Annotated in this window: 20 protein-coding genes; 9 read left to right on the top strand and 11 right to left on the bottom strand. The window is 71.3% G+C overall.

Annotated elements, in window-relative coordinates:
* Positions 1-4 precede the first annotated feature (4 nt).
* Genes AB0B76_RS26870 through AB0B76_RS26850 form a run of 5 tightly spaced genes read right to left on the bottom strand, consistent with a single transcriptional unit; the run spans position 5 to position 5,087 of the window.
* Entirely contained in the window at positions 5-454 is a 450-nt protein-coding gene (locus tag AB0B76_RS26870) for a DUF3237 domain-containing protein (RefSeq protein ID WP_360380421.1), read from the bottom strand.
* A gap of 13 nt (positions 455-467) precedes the next feature.
* The gene (locus AB0B76_RS26865; RefSeq protein ID WP_360380419.1) at positions 468-1,349 is read right to left on the bottom strand and encodes an amidohydrolase family protein; all 882 of its coding nucleotides are present in this window, start codon (positions 1,347-1,349) and stop codon (positions 468-470) included.
* A gap of 32 nt (positions 1,350-1,381) precedes the next feature.
* Entirely contained in the window at positions 1,382-2,332 is a 951-nt protein-coding gene (locus AB0B76_RS26860) for a 3-hydroxyacyl-CoA dehydrogenase NAD-binding domain-containing protein (RefSeq protein WP_360380416.1), read from the bottom strand.
* Positions 2,329-4,302: an acetoacetate--CoA ligase gene (locus tag AB0B76_RS26855; protein WP_360380414.1), complete on the bottom strand. Its 1,974-nt coding sequence runs from the start codon at positions 4,300-4,302 to the stop codon at positions 2,329-2,331. Before AB0B76_RS26855 ends, AB0B76_RS26860 begins: the two co-directional genes overlap by 4 nt.
* Complete coding sequence (locus AB0B76_RS26850) at positions 4,299-5,087, bottom strand: crotonase/enoyl-CoA hydratase family protein (protein ID WP_360380411.1); 789 nt, start codon at positions 5,085-5,087, stop codon at positions 4,299-4,301. Before AB0B76_RS26850 ends, AB0B76_RS26855 begins: the two co-directional genes overlap by 4 nt.
* Positions 5,088-5,162: 75 nt before the next feature.
* On the opposite strand from AB0B76_RS26850, the gene AB0B76_RS26845 reads away from it, so the two are divergent.
* Both AB0B76_RS26845 and AB0B76_RS26840 read left to right on the top strand, forming a co-directional pair.
* A complete protein-coding gene (locus AB0B76_RS26845; RefSeq protein ID WP_360380409.1) occupies positions 5,163-6,041 on the top strand; it encodes a PaaX family transcriptional regulator C-terminal domain-containing protein in 879 nt (292 codons plus the stop codon).
* A 236-nt stretch (positions 6,042-6,277) separates the two neighbouring features.
* Positions 6,278-6,448, top strand: a complete 171-nt coding sequence (locus AB0B76_RS26840; protein ID WP_360380407.1) for a hypothetical protein — start codon at positions 6,278-6,280, stop codon at positions 6,446-6,448.
* Between the two features lie 216 nt (positions 6,449-6,664).
* Here AB0B76_RS26840 and AB0B76_RS26835 read toward each other — a convergent pair whose 3' ends face one another.
* Together AB0B76_RS26835 and AB0B76_RS26830 are read right to left on the bottom strand one after the other, a co-directional pair.
* A complete protein-coding gene (locus AB0B76_RS26835) occupies positions 6,665-6,895 on the bottom strand; it encodes a hypothetical protein (RefSeq protein ID WP_360380405.1) in 231 nt (76 codons plus the stop codon).
* 129 nt (positions 6,896-7,024) lie between these two features.
* Complete coding sequence (locus tag AB0B76_RS26830) at positions 7,025-7,312, bottom strand: hypothetical protein (protein ID WP_360380402.1); 288 nt, start codon at positions 7,310-7,312, stop codon at positions 7,025-7,027.
* A 159-nt stretch (positions 7,313-7,471) separates the two neighbouring features.
* Between AB0B76_RS26830 and AB0B76_RS26825 the strand changes: the two genes are divergently transcribed.
* Positions 7,472-7,870, top strand: coding sequence for a lysyl oxidase family protein (locus AB0B76_RS26825; RefSeq protein WP_360380562.1), 399 nt, complete (start codon positions 7,472-7,474; stop codon positions 7,868-7,870).
* Between the two features lie 71 nt (positions 7,871-7,941).
* Here AB0B76_RS26825 and AB0B76_RS26820 read toward each other — a convergent pair whose 3' ends face one another.
* The gene (locus AB0B76_RS26820; RefSeq protein ID WP_360380400.1) at positions 7,942-10,107 is read right to left on the bottom strand and encodes an alpha-galactosidase; all 2,166 of its coding nucleotides are present in this window, start codon (positions 10,105-10,107) and stop codon (positions 7,942-7,944) included.
* Complete coding sequence (locus AB0B76_RS26815; RefSeq protein WP_360380397.1) at positions 10,104-11,132, bottom strand: LacI family DNA-binding transcriptional regulator; 1,029 nt, start codon at positions 11,130-11,132, stop codon at positions 10,104-10,106. Before AB0B76_RS26815 ends, AB0B76_RS26820 begins: the two co-directional genes overlap by 4 nt.
* A gap of 202 nt (positions 11,133-11,334) precedes the next feature.
* Here AB0B76_RS26815 and AB0B76_RS26810 point away from each other — a divergent pair, with 202 nt between their 5' ends.
* From AB0B76_RS26810 to AB0B76_RS26795, 4 genes are all read left to right on the top strand, one after another.
* Entirely contained in the window at positions 11,335-12,624 is a 1,290-nt protein-coding gene (locus tag AB0B76_RS26810; RefSeq protein WP_360380394.1) for an extracellular solute-binding protein, read from the top strand.
* Positions 12,625-12,790: 166 nt separating this feature from the next.
* Entirely contained in the window at positions 12,791-13,597 is an 807-nt protein-coding gene (locus AB0B76_RS26805; protein WP_360380392.1) for a sugar ABC transporter permease, read from the top strand.
* Positions 13,594-14,421: a carbohydrate ABC transporter permease gene (locus tag AB0B76_RS26800; RefSeq protein WP_360380389.1), complete on the top strand. Its 828-nt coding sequence runs from the start codon at positions 13,594-13,596 to the stop codon at positions 14,419-14,421. The genes AB0B76_RS26805 and AB0B76_RS26800 overlap by 4 nt, the downstream gene beginning before the upstream one ends.
* A 107-nt stretch (positions 14,422-14,528) precedes the next feature.
* Complete coding sequence (locus tag AB0B76_RS26795) at positions 14,529-15,233, top strand: FadR/GntR family transcriptional regulator (protein ID WP_360380387.1); 705 nt, start codon at positions 14,529-14,531, stop codon at positions 15,231-15,233.
* A gap of 52 nt (positions 15,234-15,285) precedes the next feature.
* Here the strand turns inward: AB0B76_RS26795 and AB0B76_RS26790 are convergent, their stop codons facing one another.
* Positions 15,286-15,963, bottom strand: a complete 678-nt coding sequence (locus tag AB0B76_RS26790; protein WP_360380384.1) for a glycoside hydrolase family 75 protein — start codon at positions 15,961-15,963, stop codon at positions 15,286-15,288.
* Positions 15,964-16,110: 147 nt separating this feature from the next.
* The gene (locus AB0B76_RS26785) at positions 16,111-17,661 is read right to left on the bottom strand and encodes a glycoside hydrolase family 88 protein (protein WP_360380381.1); all 1,551 of its coding nucleotides are present in this window, start codon (positions 17,659-17,661) and stop codon (positions 16,111-16,113) included.
* Positions 17,662-17,887: 226 nt separating this feature from the next.
* On the opposite strand from AB0B76_RS26785, the gene AB0B76_RS26780 reads away from it, so the two are divergent.
* Positions 17,888-20,035 (top strand): discoidin domain-containing protein, encoded by a 2,148-nt coding sequence (locus tag AB0B76_RS26780; protein WP_360380379.1) that lies wholly within the window; start codon positions 17,888-17,890, stop codon positions 20,033-20,035.
* 31 nt (positions 20,036-20,066) lie between these two features.
* A complete protein-coding gene (locus AB0B76_RS26775) occupies positions 20,067-21,944 on the top strand; it encodes a glycosyl hydrolase family 28 protein (protein ID WP_360380377.1) in 1,878 nt (625 codons plus the stop codon).
* The last annotated feature ends 4 nt before the right edge of the window (positions 21,945-21,948 follow it).

The raw sequence follows: 21,948 nt of genomic DNA, 5'->3' as shown, positions 1-21,948 counted from the left end.
CCTTTCAGGTCAGCGTGTAGGCGTCGTAGACGACGGCGGAGGGTTCGCGCCGGGCGGTGGCGACGGCGATCGTGCGGGCGAGCCACGCGTACACCGGGGCGGCCGTCTCGAAGCGCAGGGAGAGCCGGAAGTAGTAGGCGGCCGGGTCGACGGGCTCGCCGGTCGCGAGGCGCTCGAGGATCTCGGGCGGGCCGTGCCGGAAGCCGCGGGTCTGGATGTAGACGAGGGCGCCGTCGCCGGTGCGCAGCATGTACCGCGTGTCGATGACGGCGGTGCCGTCGGGCTGGACGAGCTGCCAGTCGGCGCCGCCGGGCAGGACGGTGCCGGAGAACGCCCGGCCGGTGAACGAGCCGCCGGCGATCGGGAACACCCGCCGCCGGCCCCCGGGCGTCGGGCCGACGTCGAGCCCGGGTGCGAGCTCGACGCGGACGGTGGCCAGCGGTTCGAGATGCACGTCGCCGCCCCTCTCAGGTGCCCAGGACGCGTAGCGCGTTGTGTTTCAGGATCAGGGGACGGACGTCGTCCTTGATGGGCAGCGCGGCGAACTCGGTCAGCCAGCGGTCCGGGCTGATCAGCGGGTAGTCGGTGCCGAAGAGCATCTTGTGCCGCAGGGGGCCGTTGGCGTACGTGACGAGCTGCGGCGGGAAGTACTTGGGGGCCCAGCCGGACAGGTCGATGTACACATTGGCCTTGTGCGTCGCCACCGCGAGGGCCTCGTCCTGCCAGGGGAAGGACGGATGCGCGAGCACGATGGTCAGCTCCGGGAAGTCGGCGGCGACGGCGTCGAGCAGCATCGGGTTGGAGTATCCGAGGCGAATTCCGGCCCCGCCGGGCATCCCGGCGCCGATCCCGGTCTGTCCACTGTGGAACAGGGCTGGTACGCCGAGCTCCGCGATCGTCTCGTACAGCGGGTACGCCATCCGGTCGTCGGGGGTGAACCCCTGCAGGCTCGGATGGAACTTGAACCCGCGGACCCCGTGCTCGGCCACCAGCCGGCGGGCCCGCTCCGGCGCGTCCGCACCGCGGTGCGGGTCGATGCTGGCGAAGGGTATGAACACGTCCGGATGCCGCGCGGCGGCCGTGGCCACGTGCTCGTTGGGAATGGGCGGGTGCCCGGTCACCGACTCCGAATCGACGGTGAACAGCACCGCGGCCAGACGCCGCGACCGGTACAGCGCGGCGATCTCGTCGATCGCCGGTGCCCGGCCGCCTTCCGCCTTGAAGTACTTCGCCGACGCCGCCATGTGGGCCGGTGGCAGGCTCTGGTGCCCGTCGTCGGCCCGCTCGGCGTGGACGTGGAAGTCGATGGCGTCCACAGTGGCGGGATCGGGGCCGCGGTACCCGTTCATGCGTGGCTCCTCACAGCGCGGATCGAGCCGGGTCAGGGAAGCGTTTCTTCGTCGGACTTCGCGGTGAGGAGCCGGACGATCAGCCGGTCCCGGGCCGCCGCGAGATCCGCGTCGGTGCGGTCACCGAGCTCGGCCCGGACACCGTCGACCAGGGCGGCGGCGAGTTCGGTGGTCAACGCCGGCGTGCCGAGGTCGTCCCACCACCGCACCATCGGCGGCCCGAGGTGCTCGAGGGTGCGGGCCAGGCCGCCGGCGCCGCCGGACAGGTGCTGGTTGACGAACGGCCCGAGCACCGACCAGCGCAGCCCCGGACCGTTCGCGATCGCGGCGTCGACGTCGGCGACGGTGGCGGTGCCCCGTTCGACGAGGGAGTACGCCTCGCGCCACAGCGCCGCCTGCAGACGGTTCGCGACGTGTCCGGCAACTTCGTGCCGCACGTGGATCGGGCGCTTCCCGAGCCACGCGTAGACCTCCAGTGCGCGCGCGACGGCCTCAGGTGCGGTCCGGCGCCCACCGACCACCTCGACCAGCGGGATGACGTGAACCGGGTGGAACGGGTGGCCGACCAGGACCCGCTCCGGGTGGTGCGTGCATCCGGCCTGCACCGCCGACGGCGGCAGCCCGGACGAGCTGCTGGCGATGATCGCGGCGGCCGGCGCCGCGGCGTCGAGGACCGCGACCAGATCGCGCTTGACCGCCTCGTCCTCCGGACCGTTCTCCTGTACCAGGTCGGCGTCGTGGACCGCCGTCACCGGGTCGTCCGTCACCCGCAGCAGCTCCAGGTCGGGTTCGTCCCCGGCCCCGAGCAGCCGCATGGTGGGCCAGTTCGCCCGGACCGCGGCACGGAGCCGTTCGGCGCTGCCCGGGGCCGGGTCGTACGCGGCGACCACAACCCGCCTCGCCAGCAGGGTGGTGACCCAGCCGGTGCCGATGACGCCGGTGCCGATCACCGCCGCCCGGCGTAGCGCTGCGGGGTTCGTCACGGCGCGGCGCTCCCGCGCGGCGACCAGCCCGTGAACTGGTCGAGCGAGGCGGGGTCGAGCAGCGCGCCCCGGCTCGCCGCGGCGTCGGGCGCCATGCCGAGCAGGATCCGTTTGACGGGTACCTCGAGCTTCTTGCCGGTCCGGCTGCGCGGTATCGACGTCACGGCGTGGATGACGTCGGGCACGTGCCGCGGCGACAGGTTCGTGCGCAGCGCCCGGACCAGCCGGTCGCGCAGGGCGTCGTCGACGGTCGCACCGTCGTCCGCCACGATGAACAGCAGCAGCTCGCCCGGGCCGCCGTCGGGATCCTCCAGGTGTACGACGAGGCTGTCCACCACCTCGGCGAACTCCTCGACCACGCGGTAGAACTCGGCGGTCCCCAGGCGTACGCCTCCGCGGTTGAGGGTCGCGTCGGAGCGGCCGGTGATCACACAGCTTCCCCGCTCCGTGTAACGGATCCAGTCGCCGTGGCACCACACGCCCGGGTACCGCTCGAAGTACGCGGCCCGGTACAGCGCGTCGCCGGGGTCGTTCCAGAAACCCACCGGCATCGACGGCATGGGCCGGGTGATGACGAGCTCGCCGAGCTCACCGACGATCGTGTTACCGGCCGCGTCGAAGGCCCGGGCGTCGACGCCGAGCAGATTGCCGGTCATCTCGCCGGCCCACACGGGCTGCATCGGGCTCCCCGCGACGATCCCGGTGCAGAGATCGGTGCCGCCGCTGCCGACGTTGAGCAGTACATCGGGGCCGAGCCGCTCGGTCACCCAGACGAAGCCCTCCAGCGGCAGCGGCGAGCCGGCGACCCCGAGCTGGCGCAGCGCGGAGAGGTCGAACCGCCGCGCCGGTTCGATGCCGTGCTTGCGGCAGGCCATGAGGTAGCCCGGGCTCGCCCCGACCAGCGTCGCCCGGGTCTGCGCGGCGAGCCGCCACTGCTCCTCGAGATCCGGGTAGAGCGGGTTGCCGTCGATGAGCACGGTGCCGGCGCCCACGAGCAGGCCGGAGACCAGGACGTTCCAGAGCATCCAGGCGGTGGTGGTGAACCACAGCAGACGGTCGCCGGGGCGCAGGTCCCAGCTCAGGCTGAGATTCTTGAGGTGCTCGACGAGGATGCCGCCGTGGCCGTGCACGATGGCCTTGGGCCGGCCGGTGGTGCCGGAGGAGAACAGCACGTACAGCGGGTGGTCGAACGGCACCGGCTCGAAGACGAGCGGTTCGGCGGTGCCGAGGAGCTCGGCCCAGCCGACGGTGCCGGGCAGCGACCCGTTGCCGTACGGGACGTCGACCACGTGGCGCAGGGTCGGCAGCGCGGCCCGGATCGCGGCGACGTCGTCGCGCCGGTCCACCTCGCGGTCGCCGTACCGGTAGGCGGCGACCGCGAGCAGCACGGTCGGCTGGAGTTGCGCGAAGCGGTCCACCACGCTGCGGACGCCGAACTCCGGGGCACAGCCGGCCCATACCGCGCCGAGGCTCGCCGTGGCCAGCATCGCCACGACCGTCTCGGGAATGTTCGGCAGGTAGGCCACGACCCGGTCGCCGCGGCCGACGCCGAGCCGGCGCAGCCCGGCCCGGGCCCGGCCGACCTGCTCGGCCAGGTCGCCGAAGGTCAGCTCGATCGGGTCGCGGGTCTGCGAGTACGCCAGGATCGCCACCTGGCGGGCGTCGCGCGCCCGGCCCACCGCGTGCTCGGCGTAGTTCAGGGTGGCGCCGGGAAACCAGCGGGCGCCGGGCATCCGGTCGTCCTCCAGCACCGCACGGTACGGCGAATGGGTACGCACGTCGAAGAAGTCCCAGACGGAGCCCCAGAATCCGGACAGGTCCGTCACCGACCAGCGCCACAGCTCGCCGGCGTCGGCGAAGTCGAGGCCGCGCCGCTCGTGCAGCCAGTCCAGGTACCGTCCCAGCTCGCTCGTCCGCCGGGCGTCGGGTGGGGCCGGGCGGAGGAGCCCACCCTCGGTGACCGCGCTCATGCCGCGCCGCCGGCCTTGGGACCGCGGCCGCCGAGGAACGCCTGCATCCGGGTCTTGGCCTCGTCGCTTCCCTGCGCGATCGCGCTCATCAACGCCTCCAGCAGCAGTCCGGCGGCCGGTCCGGCCTCGGCGATGCGCGGTAGTGCCTGCAGCACCGCGAACGTCGTGAGCGGCGCCGCCCCGGCGATCCGCCCGGCCAGGTCGAGGGCGGTGGCGAGCCCCTTGTCGCCTGGTACGAGGTACTGCGTGAGCCCGGCGAGGTGACCCTCCTCCGCGTCGTACACGCGGCCGGTCAGCATGAGGTCCACCATGCGCGCGGTGCCGATGAGCCGCGGCAGGCGGACCGAACCCCCGCCGCCGACGAAGATGCCCCGCTGGCCCTCGGGCAGCGCATAGAAGGCGGACGACTCGGCGACCCGGATGTGTGTGGCGCAGGCCAGCTCGAGCCCGCCGCCGATCACCGCGCCGCGCAGCACCGAGATCACCGGCACCGGCCCGGACTCGATCGCGGCCATCACCCGGTGCCACATCCGCGAGTGCGCGATGCCGGCCACGATGTCGGTCCCGGAGAGCTCGGCCAGGTCGAGGCCGGCGCTGAAATGCTCGCCGCTGCCGGTCAGCACGACGGCTCGCACACCGGCGGGCGGGGCGGCGAAGAACCGCTCGAGCCCCAGCAGCGTGCCGTCGTCGATGGCGTTGCGCTTGTGCGGGCGGGAAAGCGTGAGGACGGCGGTGGCTCCGTCGCATTGCAGGGCGAGACTCGGCGGTAGGTCCTGACCGGACATGAGAAAAATGCTAGACACATACATCAACTCCAGTCAACAGACTGTCGAAGGTTGGAGATCGCGTAGCCTGTCGGCGTGACCGTCAACGACCTTGCCGCCGTCACGACCGATCCGGCGGTCGCACAGGTGACCGCCGCGGTCGTACTGCGCCCGCAGTCGGTGCTGCTGACCTTCTTCGGCGACTACGCACTCGACGGCGACGTCCTCGTCGCGGCCGGGAGCGTCCTGGACGTCCTCGGTCGCGTGGGCATCGGCGAGCACGCGGCGCGGGCGACGCTGACGCGGATGGTTCGCCGCGATCTGCTGCGCCGCGAGGTGCGGGGCCGGCGCGCATACTTCGGCCCGACCGAACATGGGCGGCGCATCATGCTCGACGGCCGCAGCCGGGTGCAGGACGGCGACATCGTGACCCGGCACTGGGACGGCACCTGGACCGTCGTCGGGTTCTCGATGCCCGAATCCTGGCAGCGCGAACGGCACGACCTCCGCTCGCGTCTGCAGTGGGCGGGCTTCGGCATGGTCCAGGCCGGGCTCTGGGTGGCGCCGCGCCGGGTCGATCTTGCGGTGGTGCTGGAGGACTCGGAGCTGGGCGAGTACGTGCGCGCGTTCGAGGCCGCGCCGGTCGGCCCGACCGAACCGGCGCGGCTGATTGCCGAGGCCTACGACCTGCCGGCGCTCGCGGCCAGGTACACCGGCTTCGCCGCGCGCTGGACGCCGTTCGACAATGACGGCGCGCCGCCGGCGGACCCGGTCAGCCGGCGCGTCGTGCTGACGACGGACTGGCTGCAGACGGTGCGCGATGATCCGCGGCTGCCGCGGGAGTTCCTGCCGGGCGATTGGCCGGCGATCCACGCCGAGATGCTGTTCCGGCGGGTCAACAGCCGGCTGCGGCGGCCGTCCGAACGCGAGATGGGCCGGCGCCTCGATGTGATCCCGGGGCAGAACGCCGGTTGAGCCGAGCCGTCATCACCGCGCCGGCGCCGGCCACAACGCCTTGTGCCGGGCCCCGGTGCTGGTTTGAGCCCGATTCGAGAGCCGCGGCCCGCCCGGCGTCCACCGGCCCGGGGCGGCCTGCCCATCAGCTGCGGTCGTGCGCGAACCACCACGCTGTTGAGTAGATCGGCCCACCGGCAGCGAGTAGTCGTGGGGCCGCGACGGGGCGGGCGGCGCTGCTGGCCGCCGCTACGATCATGCCGGCCCAGGCCGTCACCACTGCGGGGGACGCGTCCATCTGGCTGGACGGCCCGCAGCTCTCGCCCGCACCGGCCGGGCTGCAGCCGGTCCAGCCCGACAGTCACAAGCCGATGTGGCTGCCGGCCCAGCCGGACAGCCACAAGCCGATGTGGATCGCTTCTGCGTAACGCTCGGCCGGGCTGGGCGCTGGTGGTCTCTGTGCTGCTGTCGGCCGCGTGCACGCCGGGCCGGACCGCCGCGCCGGGCGGGCCGCGTCTCGCGCTGGTCGCCGCCTCGGCCGCCGTGACCCTGCAGCGCCAGGGGGCGTCCGGCGTCGACCTCGACCTTGACGTGCACCTGGTGGCCGATGGCGCGCCGCTGGTGATCCGCGCGGCCCGCCGCTCCTACGCCGAGCCGGTTGCCGCCGTCCGCCGGGACGACGGCCGGGACCGGGCGCTGCCGGACGGGCTGGTGCGGAACTTCGCCGGGCTGCCCGGGTTCGTGCGGGTGACGATCGCCGACGGCGGCGGCGCCACCGTGCGCACGCTCGAGACGACGTTCTGCCCGGGCCACCGGCCCGTGCGGCGGCGGCCGTCGGCGCCCGGCTCGTCGCCGTACCCGCTGCGGTGCTCCACCAACCCGTTCGCCCTCGGCGCGGTGTGGGGCATTCAGGCTGGCTGGTCGGCCTCCGTCCACGACCCGGTGGGCGCGGCGGTCGACCTGCCGCCCGGCGCGTACCGGGCCCGGATCGAGATCGCGCAGCGCTACCGCGACCTCTTCGGCATCCCGGCCGACAAGGCGAGCGCCAGCGTCGCGCTCACCGTCGTCGACGGGCCGGCAGCGCCGCCGGCCGGCGGATCCGGGCCGGCCGCCGTGTCCCCGCTGCGGGCGAACCCGGCGCGGCCCTCCGGCCCGGCCGTGGTCCCCGCCGCGGACCGGCCCGACCTGCGTGCGCTGCCGGCCGGGGGCATGAGCGTCACGCACGACGACGGCGGCGACCACCTGACGTTCTTCGCCACCGTGTGGAACGCCGGGCCGGCTCCGCTGGTCATCGAGGATTCCGGTGGGAGGAGGCCGGTGCCATGGACGCGTACCAGTTCTTCCTGGACGACCGCGGGCACACCGCCGGTTGGGCCCCGGCCGGGGTCCTGCAGTGGGACGAGCGCGACGGCCACCGGCACTGGCACCTCGCGGACTTTGCGGCCTATCGGCTGCTCGACCTGCAGTACCGTCCCGTCGCCGACAGCGGCAAGACCGGCTTCTGCCTGTCCTCGACCGACCCGATCGACCTGACCGTGCCGGGCGCGAACTGGCAACCGGCCAGTACCGACCTGCGGGTCGGTTGTGGCGGGCGTACGGTCGCGTCGCTGCGGGAGGTCCTCGACGCGGGCTCGGGCGACACCTACCGTCAGGACCTGCCCGGCCAGTCCTTCGACATCACCGCCTTGCCCAACGGCAACTACTGGGTCGAAGTGGCCGCCAACCCGGCGCACCGCCTGGTCGAGACCGACCTGAGCAACAACGTGTCCCGGCGCCCGGTCGTCCTCGGCGGCAACCCGGGCGCCCGGACGGTGCTCGTGCCGCCCTACGAGCTCGTGGACGCGGGGTGAGGGGTTGCGACGAAGGCCCCCGCCTCCCGAGCGGCTGATAGGGTTCGCGGCGCGCGCCCACGGGGAGGAGATCAGCCCGCTCGCGGCCGTGGAGCAGTCCGGTTGAGGCGGATCACCGCGCTGGCCCAGTCGCCGGCGGGCAGCCGGCCGCCGATCGGCAGGCCGGCGGACATCAGGGTCCGGCCCGCGGCGACGGCTCCGGTGTCCGGGTCGGTGTAGGCGGCGTCCGGGTCGAGGCCGGCGAGGCGGAGGGCGTCGGGGCCGGGCGCGACCTCGGCGTGCGGGCGGTAGACGAAGAGGACGGACTCGGCGCCGAGCACGTACTGGATCGCGGTGAGGCCGGCGCCGGGCGGATCGCCGACGCGGTACTGCGCGCCCCGCTGCACGATCGCGCGGATCTGCTTGTAGAGGACAATGTTGCGGCGGGCCTGTTCGTGCCGGGCGTCGGTCCAGGTGTTCAGGTCGCCGCCGATGCCCAGGACGCCGGCCATGGCGACGTGGTAGGCGTACTGGTTGCGCTGCTCGTCGTGGCTGTACGGCTTGTCGGTCACCCAGGCCGACATGACGGCGGCCGGGTACAGCTGGCTCAGCCCGTGCTGGATGGACTGGCGCTGGTAGGCATCGGTGTTGTCCGACGGCCAGACCTGGTCGGTGCGGGCGAGCATCCCGAAGTCGAGGCGTCCGCCGCCGCCGGCGCAGGACTCGATGCGCAGGGCCGGGTGCCGGGCGCGCAACTCGTCGATGACCTGATAGACGCCGCGGGTGTGGTCGATCCACAGCCAGTCCTGGGCGTCGCCGCGTTCGGGCCAGCCGGCCTGGCTGAAGCCGCGGTTCATGTCCCACTTGAGGTGGTCGACGTCGTTGTCGGCGACGAGCCGGTCGAGCCAGTCGAGGGCCCAGGCCCGCACGTCGGTGCGGGCGAAGTTGAGCACGAGCTGGCGGCGCAGCTCGTCGCGGCGCCGGCGCGGGAAGTGCAGGACCCAGTCGGGGTGGGCGCGGTACAGCTCGCTGTCGGGGTTGACCATCTCCGGTTCGACCCAGACGCCGAACCGCATGCCGAGCCGGTGGACGCGCCGGGCGACGGTGGCCAGCCCGCCGGGGAAGCGGCCGGGGTTGGGCCACCAGTCGCCGAGGCCGGAACGGTCGCTGGTGCGGGTGCTGAACCAGCCGTCGTCGATGACGAACAGTTCCACGCCGAGGTCCGCGGCGCGGCGGGCGAGGTCCAGCTGCACGGCTTCGTCGACGTCGAACTCGATGGCTTCCCACGAGTTGTACAGCACCGGCCGGTCCTCGCCGGGGTGGGGCAGCACATGGGCGCGGGCGTGCTGATGCCAGCCGCGGCTGGCCGCGCCGAAACCGCCGCCGGTGTACAGGCCGAGGATCGGCGGTGTGGTCAGCTCGGCGCCGGGGTCGAGGGGCCAGCTGAGGCCGTCGTGGCCGAACCCGGCGCTGACCGCCGCGCGGCCCTGGAAGAGGCGGTGGGCGGTGAGGCGCCAGGAACCGCTCCAGGCGAGGGCCACGCTCCACACCGAGCCGTGCGCCTCGGTGGCCGTGCCGTCGTCGATCATCATCCAGGGGTTGGCGTGATGCGCGGTGATGCCGGTGCGGCTGGTGAGCCGGTACTCCCCGTCGGGCAGCCGTCCGCGCCGCAGCTGACCCTCGGCCGAGTACCCGCCGCTGACGACGCTGTAGCGGTAGTCGCCGAGCTGGGGGATGAGCCAGTTGCCGGAGTCGGCCCGGATGATCCGCAGCGGTTCGCCGCTGTCCGCGGTATGCCGGAGCGTGACCCAGCGTTCGATGACGTCGGAGTCGTCGCGGACGCGGTGGTGCAGGACGACCTGGAGCGGGAAGCGCGTGTCGGCGAGCACCAGGTCGAGCCGGTGGGCGCCGGGCTCGGCCGCGACGGCGTCGCCGACGAGCTCGAGCTCGAGGGAGCGCACGCCGCCGGGAAAGGCGATCTGCAGCGACGGCGGCCCCCAGCGCAGGCCACCGTCGACCGGCAGCGGCTCCTGGCTCTCCAGCGGCAGTTCGTACGGCGGCACGGCGGCGGCCTCGCCGAGGCGGGCCGAGTCGACGTCGCCGAGCCGGTCCCCCCAGTGCCGCTGCAGGAGCCGTCCGTCGGCGGCGACGGCGAGCACGTAGCTGCTGTTGGGGGTGGACAGGCACCAGACACCCGTGGCGAGCCCGCCGGTGATGGGCCGGGACACGCTCGTCGCCGGGCGGGCCGGGGCGGTCATGCGCGCGGCGCCGCGGTCGAGCGCCGGACGACGACCTCGGTGGGCAGCAGGATCGGCGGCGGCGTCCCGCCGTCGATGACGTCGAGCAGCGTGGTGACCGCGGCGGTGCCGATGGCGTCGGTGTCCTGCCGGACCGTGGTCAGCGGCGGCAGGGTGAACGCGGCCAGGTCGATGTCGTCGAAGCCGGTGACCGATACGTCGTCGGGCACCCGCAGGCCGTGCTCGTGCATCGCGCGGAGGATGCCGATGGCCATCATGTCGCTCTCGGCGATGACGGCGGTGAAGTCCCGGCGGGCTTCGAGCAGGTCGAGCGCGGCGCGGTAGGCGCCCTCGGTGGACCAGTCCGACCGGCGGGCGAGGCCGGGGTCCTCCGGGACGCCGGCCGCGCCGAGCGCCGCGCGGATACCGGCGAGCCGGTCGCGGCCGGACGGGTCGGTCTCGGTGCCGGTGACCCGGGCGATGCGGCGGTGCCCGAGCGCGAGGAGGTGTTCGGTGATCTGCCGGGCGCCGTCGGCGTTGTCCGAGGCCACGTAGGTGGCGTGCGGCCCGGTGCCGACCGCGTCGACGAAGACGGTCGGCAGCCGCGACTCGACCAGGGCCTGGATCCGCACGTCGTCCGGGGGGCAGGCGACCATGATCGTGCCGGCCACGCGCCGCGACCGCAGCAGCCGCACGTAGCTGTCACTGGCCGTACTGGTGGGGCGTGACGGGACCAGCAGGTCGTAGCCGGCCTTGGCGGCCGCCGCCTCGATGTGGTGCAGCACGTCGAGATGGAAGTGGTACTGCGGCCGGGTCAGCTGCGACAGGGTCCAGACGTCGTTGGCGAAGAAGCCCAGGGCGATCGTCTTCGACGGGGCCCCGGACAGGCTCTGCGCGGCCACGTCGGGCTGGTAACCCAGGCGGGCCGCGGCCGCCTCGACGCGCAGCCGGGTCGCGTCCTTGACCCTCGCCGTGCCGGACAGAACGCGCGAAACCGTCGCCCGGGACACCCCGGCCAGGCGCGCCACCTCTTCGCTCGTGGCCATCGCCCATCCTTTCGAGACCGCTGAACGCGTGTACATCGAGCCGCCCGTCAGTATCGGCTCCCCGGCCGAAGCCCGTCAACCGCCCGATTCTGTCCCATTGACGGAGTCGACTGCGCGGCGTAGCGTCCCGCTCGCTGAGAAATGTACGCGCGTTCATTCGAGGTTCCGCCCCCCTCTTGCGCGTTCGGAAGGGACACCCCACATGCCATCTCTGACACGACGGCAGGCGCTCGGCACCGCGGTTGCCCTCCTCGCCGGTGCCGCGGTAGACGGTTGCAGCGTCGGCAGCGCCGACAGCGGTTCCGGGACGAAGACCATCAGTTTCCTGACCTTCGAGACGCCGAACCTGACGCCGGCCTACTGGGACGCCGCCATCAAGCGGATCACCGACAAATACCCGGACATCAAGGTCAACAAGCTGGTCGCGCCGACCGCCGACGGTCGCACCGACTACGCCAAACAGCTGCTGCAGTCCGGGCAGTTCCCCGACGTGATGATCGCCGTCTCGCCGGCCGGGTTCGCCGAGGCCGGCAACCTCTACGCCTGGTCGCCCGGCGAGCTCAAGGACTTCGTCTTCCCGACCGCGAACCCCATCAAGGGCAAGTATTTCCAGCTCCCGGCCAACACCCAGACCATCCCGCCGATCTACTACAACAAGCGGATGTTCACCGACGCCGGCATCACCGCCACGCCGAAGACCTGGGCCGAACTGCTCGACGCGGCCGCGAAGCTCAAGGCCAAGGGCGTGACGCCGTTCGTCGTGGGGGGCGGCAAGGACACCTTCGCCTCGTCGATGATCCTGGCCGGCATCATCAGCGTCGACGTGTACGGCACGACGCCGGACTGGCTGACCAAGCGCCGGGCCGGCCAGGTGAAGTTCGCCGACCAGGACTTCACCGCCGCCCTGGCCAAGTTCGCGAACCTGGCGCAGCAGGGCTACATCGCCAAGTCCGACGTGTCGCGGGACTACGCGGCCACCGAGCAGGCGTTCCTGGACGGCAAGGGCGCGATGTACCCGATGGGGAACTGGTTCGCGGCCAGCGGGGACAGCAAGCACCCGTTCGACATCGGCGTGTTCAACTTCCCCACCGCCGACGGCAAGCTGGTCGTGCCCGCCTATACCGGCGGCGGCATGATCGTCAGCGCCAAGGCGGCGAACCTCGACGCGGCCAAGAAGTTCGCGCTGGCCTTCCAGCTCGACAAGACCCAGCTCGACGCCTCGGTCAAGGCCGACGGGCTGATCCCGGCCATCAAGGGCTACACCCCACCGGCCGACACCGGCGCGCTGTACAAGGCCGGCTACGACCTGTATCAGCAGGCCGTCACCGCGAACGCGGTGGTGCACACCTTCCGCTGGGAGACCGCCGACGACGGGCTGCTGCCGGGCCTGGCCGCCAAGGTCGACGCCGCCGCCCAGGACCTGATCACGGGGCGGAAGACCGCCGCCGATGCGGCCGCGTACCTCGACGCCGAGTGGGCCAAGGCGAGCTGAGATGCCGCTGCGCACCGCAACACACTCGGGGTCGGCCGCCGTTCGGGAGCCGGCGGCGCACGAGCCTGGACCGCGCCGCAATCGGCGTCGGCGCGGTCCAGGCCGGGCGGACCTCGCCCATTTCGCGGGCTTCGCAGCGCCCGGGGTGCTGGTGTACGCCTGCTTCGTGCTCGCCCCGATCGCGGTGAGCTTCGGTTACAGCCTGACCAACGCCAACCCGTTCAACCCGCCCACCCGCTACGTCGGCGCGCACAACTACTGGATGCTGCTGCACGACGAGCAGTTCCTCACCGCACTGCGCGTCACCACGATCCTGACCCTGATCGTCGTCATCGTGCCCAACTTGCTCGGGCTGCTCGTCGCGCTGCTGCTGGACCGCTCCGGCAAGTTCTACAACGCGATGCGCAGCGTGTTCTTCACGCCGATGATCGTCAGCTCGGTCGTCGTCAGCGTCATCTGGACCCGGCTGCTGGACACCGCCGGCCCGCTCAACCAGGCCCTGCGGGCCCTCGGTGTCCACCGCCCACCCGACTGGCTCTCCGACCCCGGCCTCGCCTTGTACTCCGTGGCGTCGATCATCTCGTGGCAGATGCTGGGCTTCTGCGTCGTGGTCTACCTGGCCGGCCTGCAGGGCATCCCGGTGGAACTGCAGGAGGCCTCCGCCATCGACGGCGCCGGCGCGTTCCACCGGTTCCGGGCCGTCACCTGGCCGCTGCTGGCCCCCGCGCTGACCATCAACACGGTCGTGCTGCTGATCTCCGCGTTCAAGACGTACGACTACATCAAGGTGATCACCAACGGTGGCCCCGGCGCCGGCACCACCGCCACCATCGCGTTCAACGTGCTGCAGACCGGCTTCGACGCCAACCACGTCGGCTACGCCTCGGCGATGGCCGTCGCCATGCTCGTGATCGTGTGCGTCACCACCGCCGTCGCCCTGCGGATCCTGCGACGCCGGGAGATCGACCTGTGAACGACCGCATACCCTGGCTGCGCCCGGTCACCGCGCTCGCCGTCACCGCCGTGTTCTTCGTGCCGCTGTACCTGGTGCTGACCAACGTGTTCAAGCCCGGCGACCAGATCTCGGCCGCCCCGGCGTCGCTGCCCCGGCCGCCGACGCTGGACAACATCGTCGCCGTGCTGACCCGGCCGGACCACCTGTTCTGGGTCAGCCTCACCAACAGCGTCGTCGTCACCGCGGTCTCCGTGGTCGTGCTCGTCGTGCTCTCGGCGATGCTCGGCCACTACGTCGCCCGCACCCGCAGCCGCTGGGCCCGGGCGCTGACCCTGGTGCTGCTCGCCGGGCTCATGATCCCGCCGCAGGTGATCCTCATCCCGATCACCGACGTGCTGCGCGCCGGGCACCTGATGGCCACCGTCCAAGGCCTGATCCTGTTCAACGTCGGCTACTACCTGCCGTTCGGCATGTTCGTCTTCGCCGGCTTCGTCCGGACCATTCCGGTCGAGCTCGAGGAGGCCGCCACCATCGACGGCGCCGGCCGCGCCCAGGTGTTCTGGCGCGTCGTGTTCCCGCTGCTGCGCCCGGCCAGTGCCAGCGTGATGATCTTCCTCGGTGTGTGGATCTGGAACGACTTCATCGACCCGCTCATCATCCTCGGCCCCGGCCGCGGCACCACCGTCACCACCGGCGTGTACCGCGCGATCGGGCAGTACCAGTCGGACTTCGGCTCCGTCTTCGCGCTGATGTTCCTGGCCACGCTGCCGGTCCTGGGGTTCTACCTCGCCCTGCAACGACATTTCGTCAAGGGGCTCACGGGCGGTGCCACCAAGGGCTGACCCGGCTCTGTGAATGGAGGAGGACATTGGCTGACGCAACGGTGCCGGGCGCTGCCCCGCATCCGGCCGGACAAAGCATAAGATGTCCGGCCTGGGGGTGGTGCGCCATGGCGTTGAGCGACGACACCGTCGGGGCGATCAGGACGATGATCCTCGACGGCCGCCTCCGGGCCGGCGACAAGCTGCCGATCGAGCGGGCGCTGGCCGCCGAGCTCGGCGTGTCCCGCGGTACCCTGCGCGAGGCGGTGCGGTCGCTGACGATGATCGGCGTGCTGGACACCCGGCAGGGCGACGGGACCTACGTCACCAGCCTGGAGCCGCACCTGCTCCTCGGCTCCCTGGCGATCACCATGGACCTGCACCAGGACAGCTCGGAGCTGTTCCTGCTGGAGACCCGGCGGGCGCTGGAGTCGCACGCGACGAGCCAGGCGGCGGTCCGCCTCGGCGAGGCGGACCTGGCCCGGCTCGCCGAGATCCTCGACGACGCCGCGGGGCTCGTCGAGGACGGCCGAACCGACGCGCTGCTCGAACACGACCGGGCCTTCCACCGGCTCATCGTCGAGGCGTCGGGCAACCCGGTGCTGGCGTCGCTGACCGAGCTGCTGTCCGGGCAGACCATGCGGGCGCGGCGGTGGCGGGAACTGGCCGAGGAGGGCGCGGCGCGGCAGACGCTCGACGAGCACCGCGCCATCCTGGCCGCGCTGCGGGCGCGGGACCCGGAGCTGGCCCGGCTGCGGGCCGCGGTGCATGTGGCCGGCATGGAGCAGTTCGTGCGGACCCAGATCGACGGCCGCAGCCCACCCGCCGAATGACGGCGGCGTCCCGTGGCTTGCGTGGCCACGGGACGCCACCCGACCGGTTGTCTCAGCCGTTGACGAAGGCGTTCGCCGCGGCGATGCCCTTGCTGTCGATCGCGCTGTTGGACTCGATCGGGCTGGGCACCTTGCCCGGGAACACGATGAACGTCACGCCCGAGTCGACGCCGCCGTTCTCCGGGTCCGCGTTGATGCCCAGCGCCTTCGCGGTCGCGTAGGACGCCTCGCCGATGATGTTGTTCGGGCCCTCATCGGCGAACACGGCGTAGACGACCTTGTTGTTGTAGATGACCGCGGCGACGCTGCCCGGCTTGATGCCGCTGGCCGTGTAGTCGAACCGGGAGCTGGGCAGCGGGATCACGAAGTAGCGCGTGCTGTCGGCCTGGAACGGACGGCCCTTCGAGGTCTCGAACGACGTCTGGTCCTGGTACCACGGGTCGGTGTCCTCGTTGCACTTCGACGTGCGCACGCCGTCGCAGTCGATATCCAGGTCGGACTTCCAGAAGAACGCCGAGCCGGCCTTGCAGATGTTCACCGTCGAGGCCTCGCCGTCGTCGGTGGCGTACTTGCCGTGCGAGGCCACGGTGCAGTTCTTGACCTTGGCCAGCAGCGCGCTCGCGCTCGGGCCACTCGCGGCGTGCGCCGCCGGTGCGGACAGGAGCGTCACCGCGACCGCGCTCGACGTCGTGACGAGCGCGACGAGGGCGGTCCTGAGCTTTCGTCCCACAGTTCTCCTCCATGCGAGGTAGGGCTGGGCAGATCCGGGGGGCCGTGGCGGCGGCGCTCCGCACGAACTGTTAGGAAGTCTGCCTATCAATTAATTGAGACGGTAGCGACCGGGCGTGTGCGGCGCAAGACATCGGAGGGCATCACTTCAATGGAACGATTCCTCGGCGAAGAACAGGAAGGCGCCCAGGCCGTGGAGGTCGTTCGTGGCCTGCGTGCGGCCGGCGTAGAAGGCGTAGTCGCCGACGTTGGTGCCGATCGAGATGGTCGTCAGGTAGGTCAGGCCGTCGTCGTGCAGGGAGATCCGGTCCAGTTCGCCGGTCCGTCCGGCGTCCACTGTGGACTGGTACGACGCCGGGACGTAGCCGCGCTTGACGGCGGCGTCGACGGTGTAGGTGAACATCGCCGAGCACGATGTCTCGGTCCAGTTGTCGCTGCGGCCGCCTTTGTCGACGACCTGGAACCAGCGGCCGCTGGCCGGGTCCTGGTAGGCGGCCATGCCGCGCACCAGGTTCTGCAGGATCGAGATGAGGCGGGCGCGCCGCGGGTGGTCGGGTGGAATGAGGTCGAGCACCTGGACGGAGGCGACGCCGAACCAGCCGACGGCCCGGCACCAGTACTCGGGGGCCAGTCCGGTCGCCGGGTCCGCCCAGGACGCCGCCCGGGACTCGTCGTAGGCGTGCTTGAGCATGCCGTTGGGCTGCTGCAGGTGACCGGCGTAGACGACCAGCTGGTTCGCGGCGATGTCGTAGGACTGGGCGCTGTCGCCGACGTAGTGGCCGTACTGCGCCATGAACGGATCGGCCATGAACGTGCCGTCGGCCCACAGCTGATGGGCCCGGCTGGAGCTGGTGGCGTGCCAGAACCCGCCGTCGCTCGTGGCCGGGTAGCCGCCGCCGGGCGCGAGCCGGTCGTGGATCTGCTTGGCGGCCAGGCGGTACTTGGCGAGTCCGGTCTCGCGGTACATGGCGATCATGACCTGGCCCGGCATCATGCTGTCGAGGCTGGTGAAGCTGTTGGAGATGTGGCCGGAGCTGTCGACGAAGCGGTCCGCCCACGCGCGGATGTAGGCGATGAGCGCGGCCCGGCGGGCCGGGTCGGTCGTGCGCAGCGCCACCTGGTACTGCCCCATCAGCAACAGCGCGACGGGGTAGCTCCAGCCGCCGATGCTCGTCGGGGTGAACCGCCGCATGGTCGAGTCGACGAGGGCGTCGGACCAGTCCGTGTCGCCGGCCGTGCCGTCGGAGACCGTGAGCGAGTCCAGGTTGGGCAGGCCGCCGGCGGTCGTGCTGGTCACCCGCACGAGGTTCGTGCCGGCGGCCAGGGTCACGGTCACCGTCGTGGCGGCCCACGTGTCCCAGTTCGCCGTCCTGGTGAACGCCGGCGTCGCGGCGACCGCCCCGTCGACGCCGACCGCGCCGGGACGGTCGGCGGTGGTGCCGTTGGCGTAGCGCAGGATCAGCCCGGCGCGGCCGGGGGTGGTGGCGTGCACCGCGAACTCCACGTAGGCACCGGTCTCGTTCGTGCTGTTGACGAAGCCGGTGCCGGTGTAGCCGTTGTGGTCGGCGTCCACCGTGCCGTGGAACACGGTGGCCTGCTCGGCCTCGTAGACCGTCGACGCCGCGGACGCCGGCCCGGCGACGGCGATGCCGCCCCCGGCCAGCGCCGCGACGAGTGTGGCCGCAAGGTACTTGCGCACGCGGAACTCCTCTCCCGGCCCGCTGGACAACGCCTGTCGCCTCCTTGGCCGGCGCGCCGGCCAACATACCGATGTGCATCGATGCGGGTCAAGGGTTGATCTCAGGATTCATCGGATTAATTGAGTGGAGGCGTGGGCCTTCCGCCACGGTATGCCCGGTGGCTACACTCCGCGAAACAGCAAGGAAACCTAATTGATCCTACCTATTGCACAAAGAGGGGGAGAGGTGAGACGAAGGATCAGCGTCTGGCTCGGTGCGCTGCTCGTCGCCGCCGCGTCCGTAATCGTCGTGAACGCGCCCGGAGCGCATGCCGATCTGCAGAACCCGCGCCAGCAGTTCCTGCGCGACTCGGTCGGCGGGCTTTTCCTGCACTGGGGAGAGCGCACGTCACCGCAGCACACCAGCTGCAGCCAGTGGGAGGCCGACGTCACCAACGGCGGCTGGAGCGCCGACTACTGGGTCAACGAGGCCAAGAAGCTGCACCTGCAGTACCTGGTCCTCGCGACGTTCCACAGCCGGCTCGGCTACGCCCGGCCCTGGCCGTCGGCGATCCCGGGCAGCTGCAAGACCAACCGCGACTTCCTCGGCGAGACCATCGCCGCGGCGAAGGCCGCCAACATGCGAACCATCCTCTACATGACCGACGATCCACAGTGGTGGAACCAGGGCCTGTCGTCCGGGCAGAGCTGGCTCGACTCCGGTGCGTTCTCGTCGTACGCCGGCCACAACGTGGACCTGACCAGCCGCGACGGCTTCGGGGAGTACAGCTACGACCTGTTCTTCGAGGTGATGAACCGCTACCCCGACCTCGGCGGGTTCTGGATCGACAACGACAACCAGTACTGGCTGGACCACAACCTCTACCAGCAGATCTATCAGCAGCGTCCCAGCTACACGATCAGCAACAACAACGAAGACACGCCGATCATGGACATGATCAGCAACGAGCAGAAGACCGGCATGACGCCGTCCTACGACTACCCGCAGGCGGTGTACACGGCGGCGCCGCGGTTGATCGAGGCGGACTACAAGCTGCCGTCCACCGGCGCCTGGTGGTACGACGGCAGCAACTCGGCCGTCGACAACAAGCTGACGCTGGGCCGCATGATCACCAACGCCGGCTCGTCGGTGAAGTCGCTGATGGCCGAGACCGCGATGGTCAACGGGAAGTTCCCGTCCAACCAGACGAGCTTCAACAACTTCGCCAACGGCTACCTCGATCCGATCTGGCCGTCGCTGCACGGCACCGAGGGCGGCGGGTACATGTACGGCGGCCTGAAGCCGGGCGCGTGGAACAACGGCGCCTACGGCGTCACCACGATCAGCCGGACCGACCCCAACCTGCAGTACATCCACGTCACCGACCGCCCGACCGGCAGCACGCTGTCCGTGCGCGACAACGGTTACCGGGTTTCGTCGGTGACCAACCTGCGCACCGGGGCCGCGGTCGCCTTCGGCCAGAGCGGCGGCAGCCTGACACTGACCGGCGTCTCGAGCTGGGACACCTACGACACCGTCTTCAAGGTCGTCACCAGCGGCCGCGAGGGCATCATCCCGCCGTCGACCTACACGATGAGCGCGAGCGCCTCCACCGGCGGGCACGCCGCCTCCGCGGCCGCCGACGGCAACTACCTGACCTACTGGGACGCCGGTACGACCCAGCCCGCCTCGCTGCAGTTCGATCTCGGTTCCGCCAGGCCGATCCAGTACGTCGCCGTCAACCAACGCGAGGACTCGACGGTGTTCCCGGCGACCGGGTCGGCCCGCATCCGTGACTACCGGGTCTACACCTCCAACGACGGCAGCACCTGGACGCAGGTCAAGTCCGGCACGCTGCCCAACGCGCGCGGCGTGCAATTCATCGACCTGCCCCGCACCACCGCCCGGCACCTCCGCCTGGAGAAGGTGAACAGCCAGGGCAACAACCGGCTGCGCATCGACGAGGCGTGGGTCGGTTCGGACTACGCGGGCGCGGCGGTACCGCCGCCGCCCGGCCGGCTCGAGGCCGAGAACGCCACGATCTCGCAGGGCGTGCTCGAGGCCACGCACACCGGCTACTCCGGCACCGGCTACGTCAACGGCGACAACGTCGCCGGCTCGTACCTGGAGTTCACTGTCAACAGCGCCGGCGCCGGCACGGCCAACCTGAGCATCGGCTACGCCAACGGCACCGCCGCCGACCGGCCCGCCGACATCAGCGTCAACGGCACGGTCGTCGCGGCCGGCGTCTCGTTCCCGCCGACCGCGAACTGGGACACCTGGGCGGTCAGGACGCTCAGCGTGCCGGTACGTCCCGGCGCCAACGCGGTACGCATCACCGCCACCGCCGCCGCCGGCAACCCGAACATCGACTACCTCGACCACACCGGCTGAGCCGGCGTCCAACTGGGAGGCGGGGAACGACATGCGCAGACTCGCTCAGGTCGCGGCGGTGCTCGCCGTCGTCGCGGCCATGCTCGCAGCGCCGGCCGCGGCGTACGCGGCGACGTACAACGTCCGCAGCTACGGCGCGACCGGTGACGGCTCCACGGATGACACCCCGGCGATCAACGCCGCGATCACCGCGGCCAGCAGCGCCGGCGGTGGCACCGTGCAGTTCCCGTCGGGCAACTACAAGTCGAAGCACACGATCCACCTCAAGAGCAACGTCACGCTGCAACTCGACGCCGGATCGACCATCCAAGGTTCGAGCGCCGACACCTACGACGCGGCCGAGTCCAACCCGAACGACAGCTACCAGGACTACGGCCACAGCCACTTCCACGATGCGATGATCTACGGTGACCGCCTCACCAACATCGGCATCACCGGCGCCGGCACGATCGACGGGGCCGGTAACCTCATCACCGGCAACCCCGGCTCCGGCGAGGCGGACAAAATCCTTTCGCTGACCCGCTGCGACGGGCTGCGGCTGGACGGCGTGACGTTCCGCCGCGGCGGGCACTTCGCCATCCTCACCAACAACTGCAACAACATCACCTCCGACCACCTGCACGTCGACACCGCCGGTGACCGCGACGGCTGGAACGTCATCAGCGCCTCCAACGTCACCGTCACCAACGCGGACATCGCCGCCAACGACGACGCGCTCGTGTTCAAGAGCGACTTCGCCCTCGGCGCGAAGCTGCCCAACGGCCACGTCACCGTCACCGACTCGCACCTGTCCGCGCAGTGCTGCAACGCGCTGATGTTCGGATCCGAGACGTGCGGCGACTTCACCGACTACAACTTCCAGCGGATCAACATCACCGGCGCGGACAAGTCCGGGCTCGGCATGGTGTCCATGGACGGCGCGAACATCAGCGACGTGCACTACCGCGACATCACGATGACGGGCGTGCGATCGCCGATCATGCAGAAGATCGGCACCCGGAAACGCTGCGGCAACAGCCCGGGCGTCGGCCACATCAGCAACATCACCTACGACGACATCACCGCCACCGGCGCCGGCCCGGCGTTCAGCCCCACGATCTGGGGCGAGTCCGGCGGTAACCGGATCTCCGACGTGCACTTCACCAACGTGCACATCACCGTGCCCGGCGGCAACGGCACCACGGGCACCGGCGTACCCAGCAACGACCCGGGCAACTACAACCCGAACAGCATCGGCACCCGCCCGGCCTACGGCTGGTACGTCCACAACGCACACGACATCACCTGGACGAACAGCTCGGTCGACTTCGCCTCCGGCGACGGCCGGCCGGCGGTCATCGCCAACGGCGCGGCGAACCTCACCTTCGACGGCTTCACCGCCGAACGGACCGCCAACGGCCCGTACGACATGGGCTTCCAGTCCGTCTCCGGCTACTGCGTGAAGAACAGCCAGAACACCGCGGGCCTCGCACTGCGCGTCAACGCGGACTCCGCGTCCAGCCAGAACTGCTCGACCGCCACGGGCGTGCAGTACCAGGCCGAGGGCTGCACCGTCTTCCACGGCACGGTCGACGCCGACCACAGCGGCTTCACCGGCACCGGGTTCGTCAACGGCACCAACGAGGTCGGCTCCTATGTGGAGTGTGCGGTGACGGCGGCGGCCGCCGGCCCCGCGCCGGTCACGGTCCGCTACGCCAACGGTACGACCACGGCCCGGCCGATGAGCATCACCGTCAACGGCACGGTGGCCACCTCGCCGACGTTCGCCGGCACCGGCAACTGGGACACCTGGGCGACGACCACCTTCACCGCCGGCCTCAACGCCGGCACCAACCTGATCCGGCTCACCTCCACCACCGCCGGCGGCGGCCCGAACCTGGACCGTCTCGACGTCGTCGCCGCCGCCTGACGCC

It is taken from the genome of Dactylosporangium sp. NPDC049140, from assembly GCF_040648435.1.
Note: the sequence above shows the minus strand (reverse complement) of the source record. Positions and strands in the feature narration are given on the sequence as shown.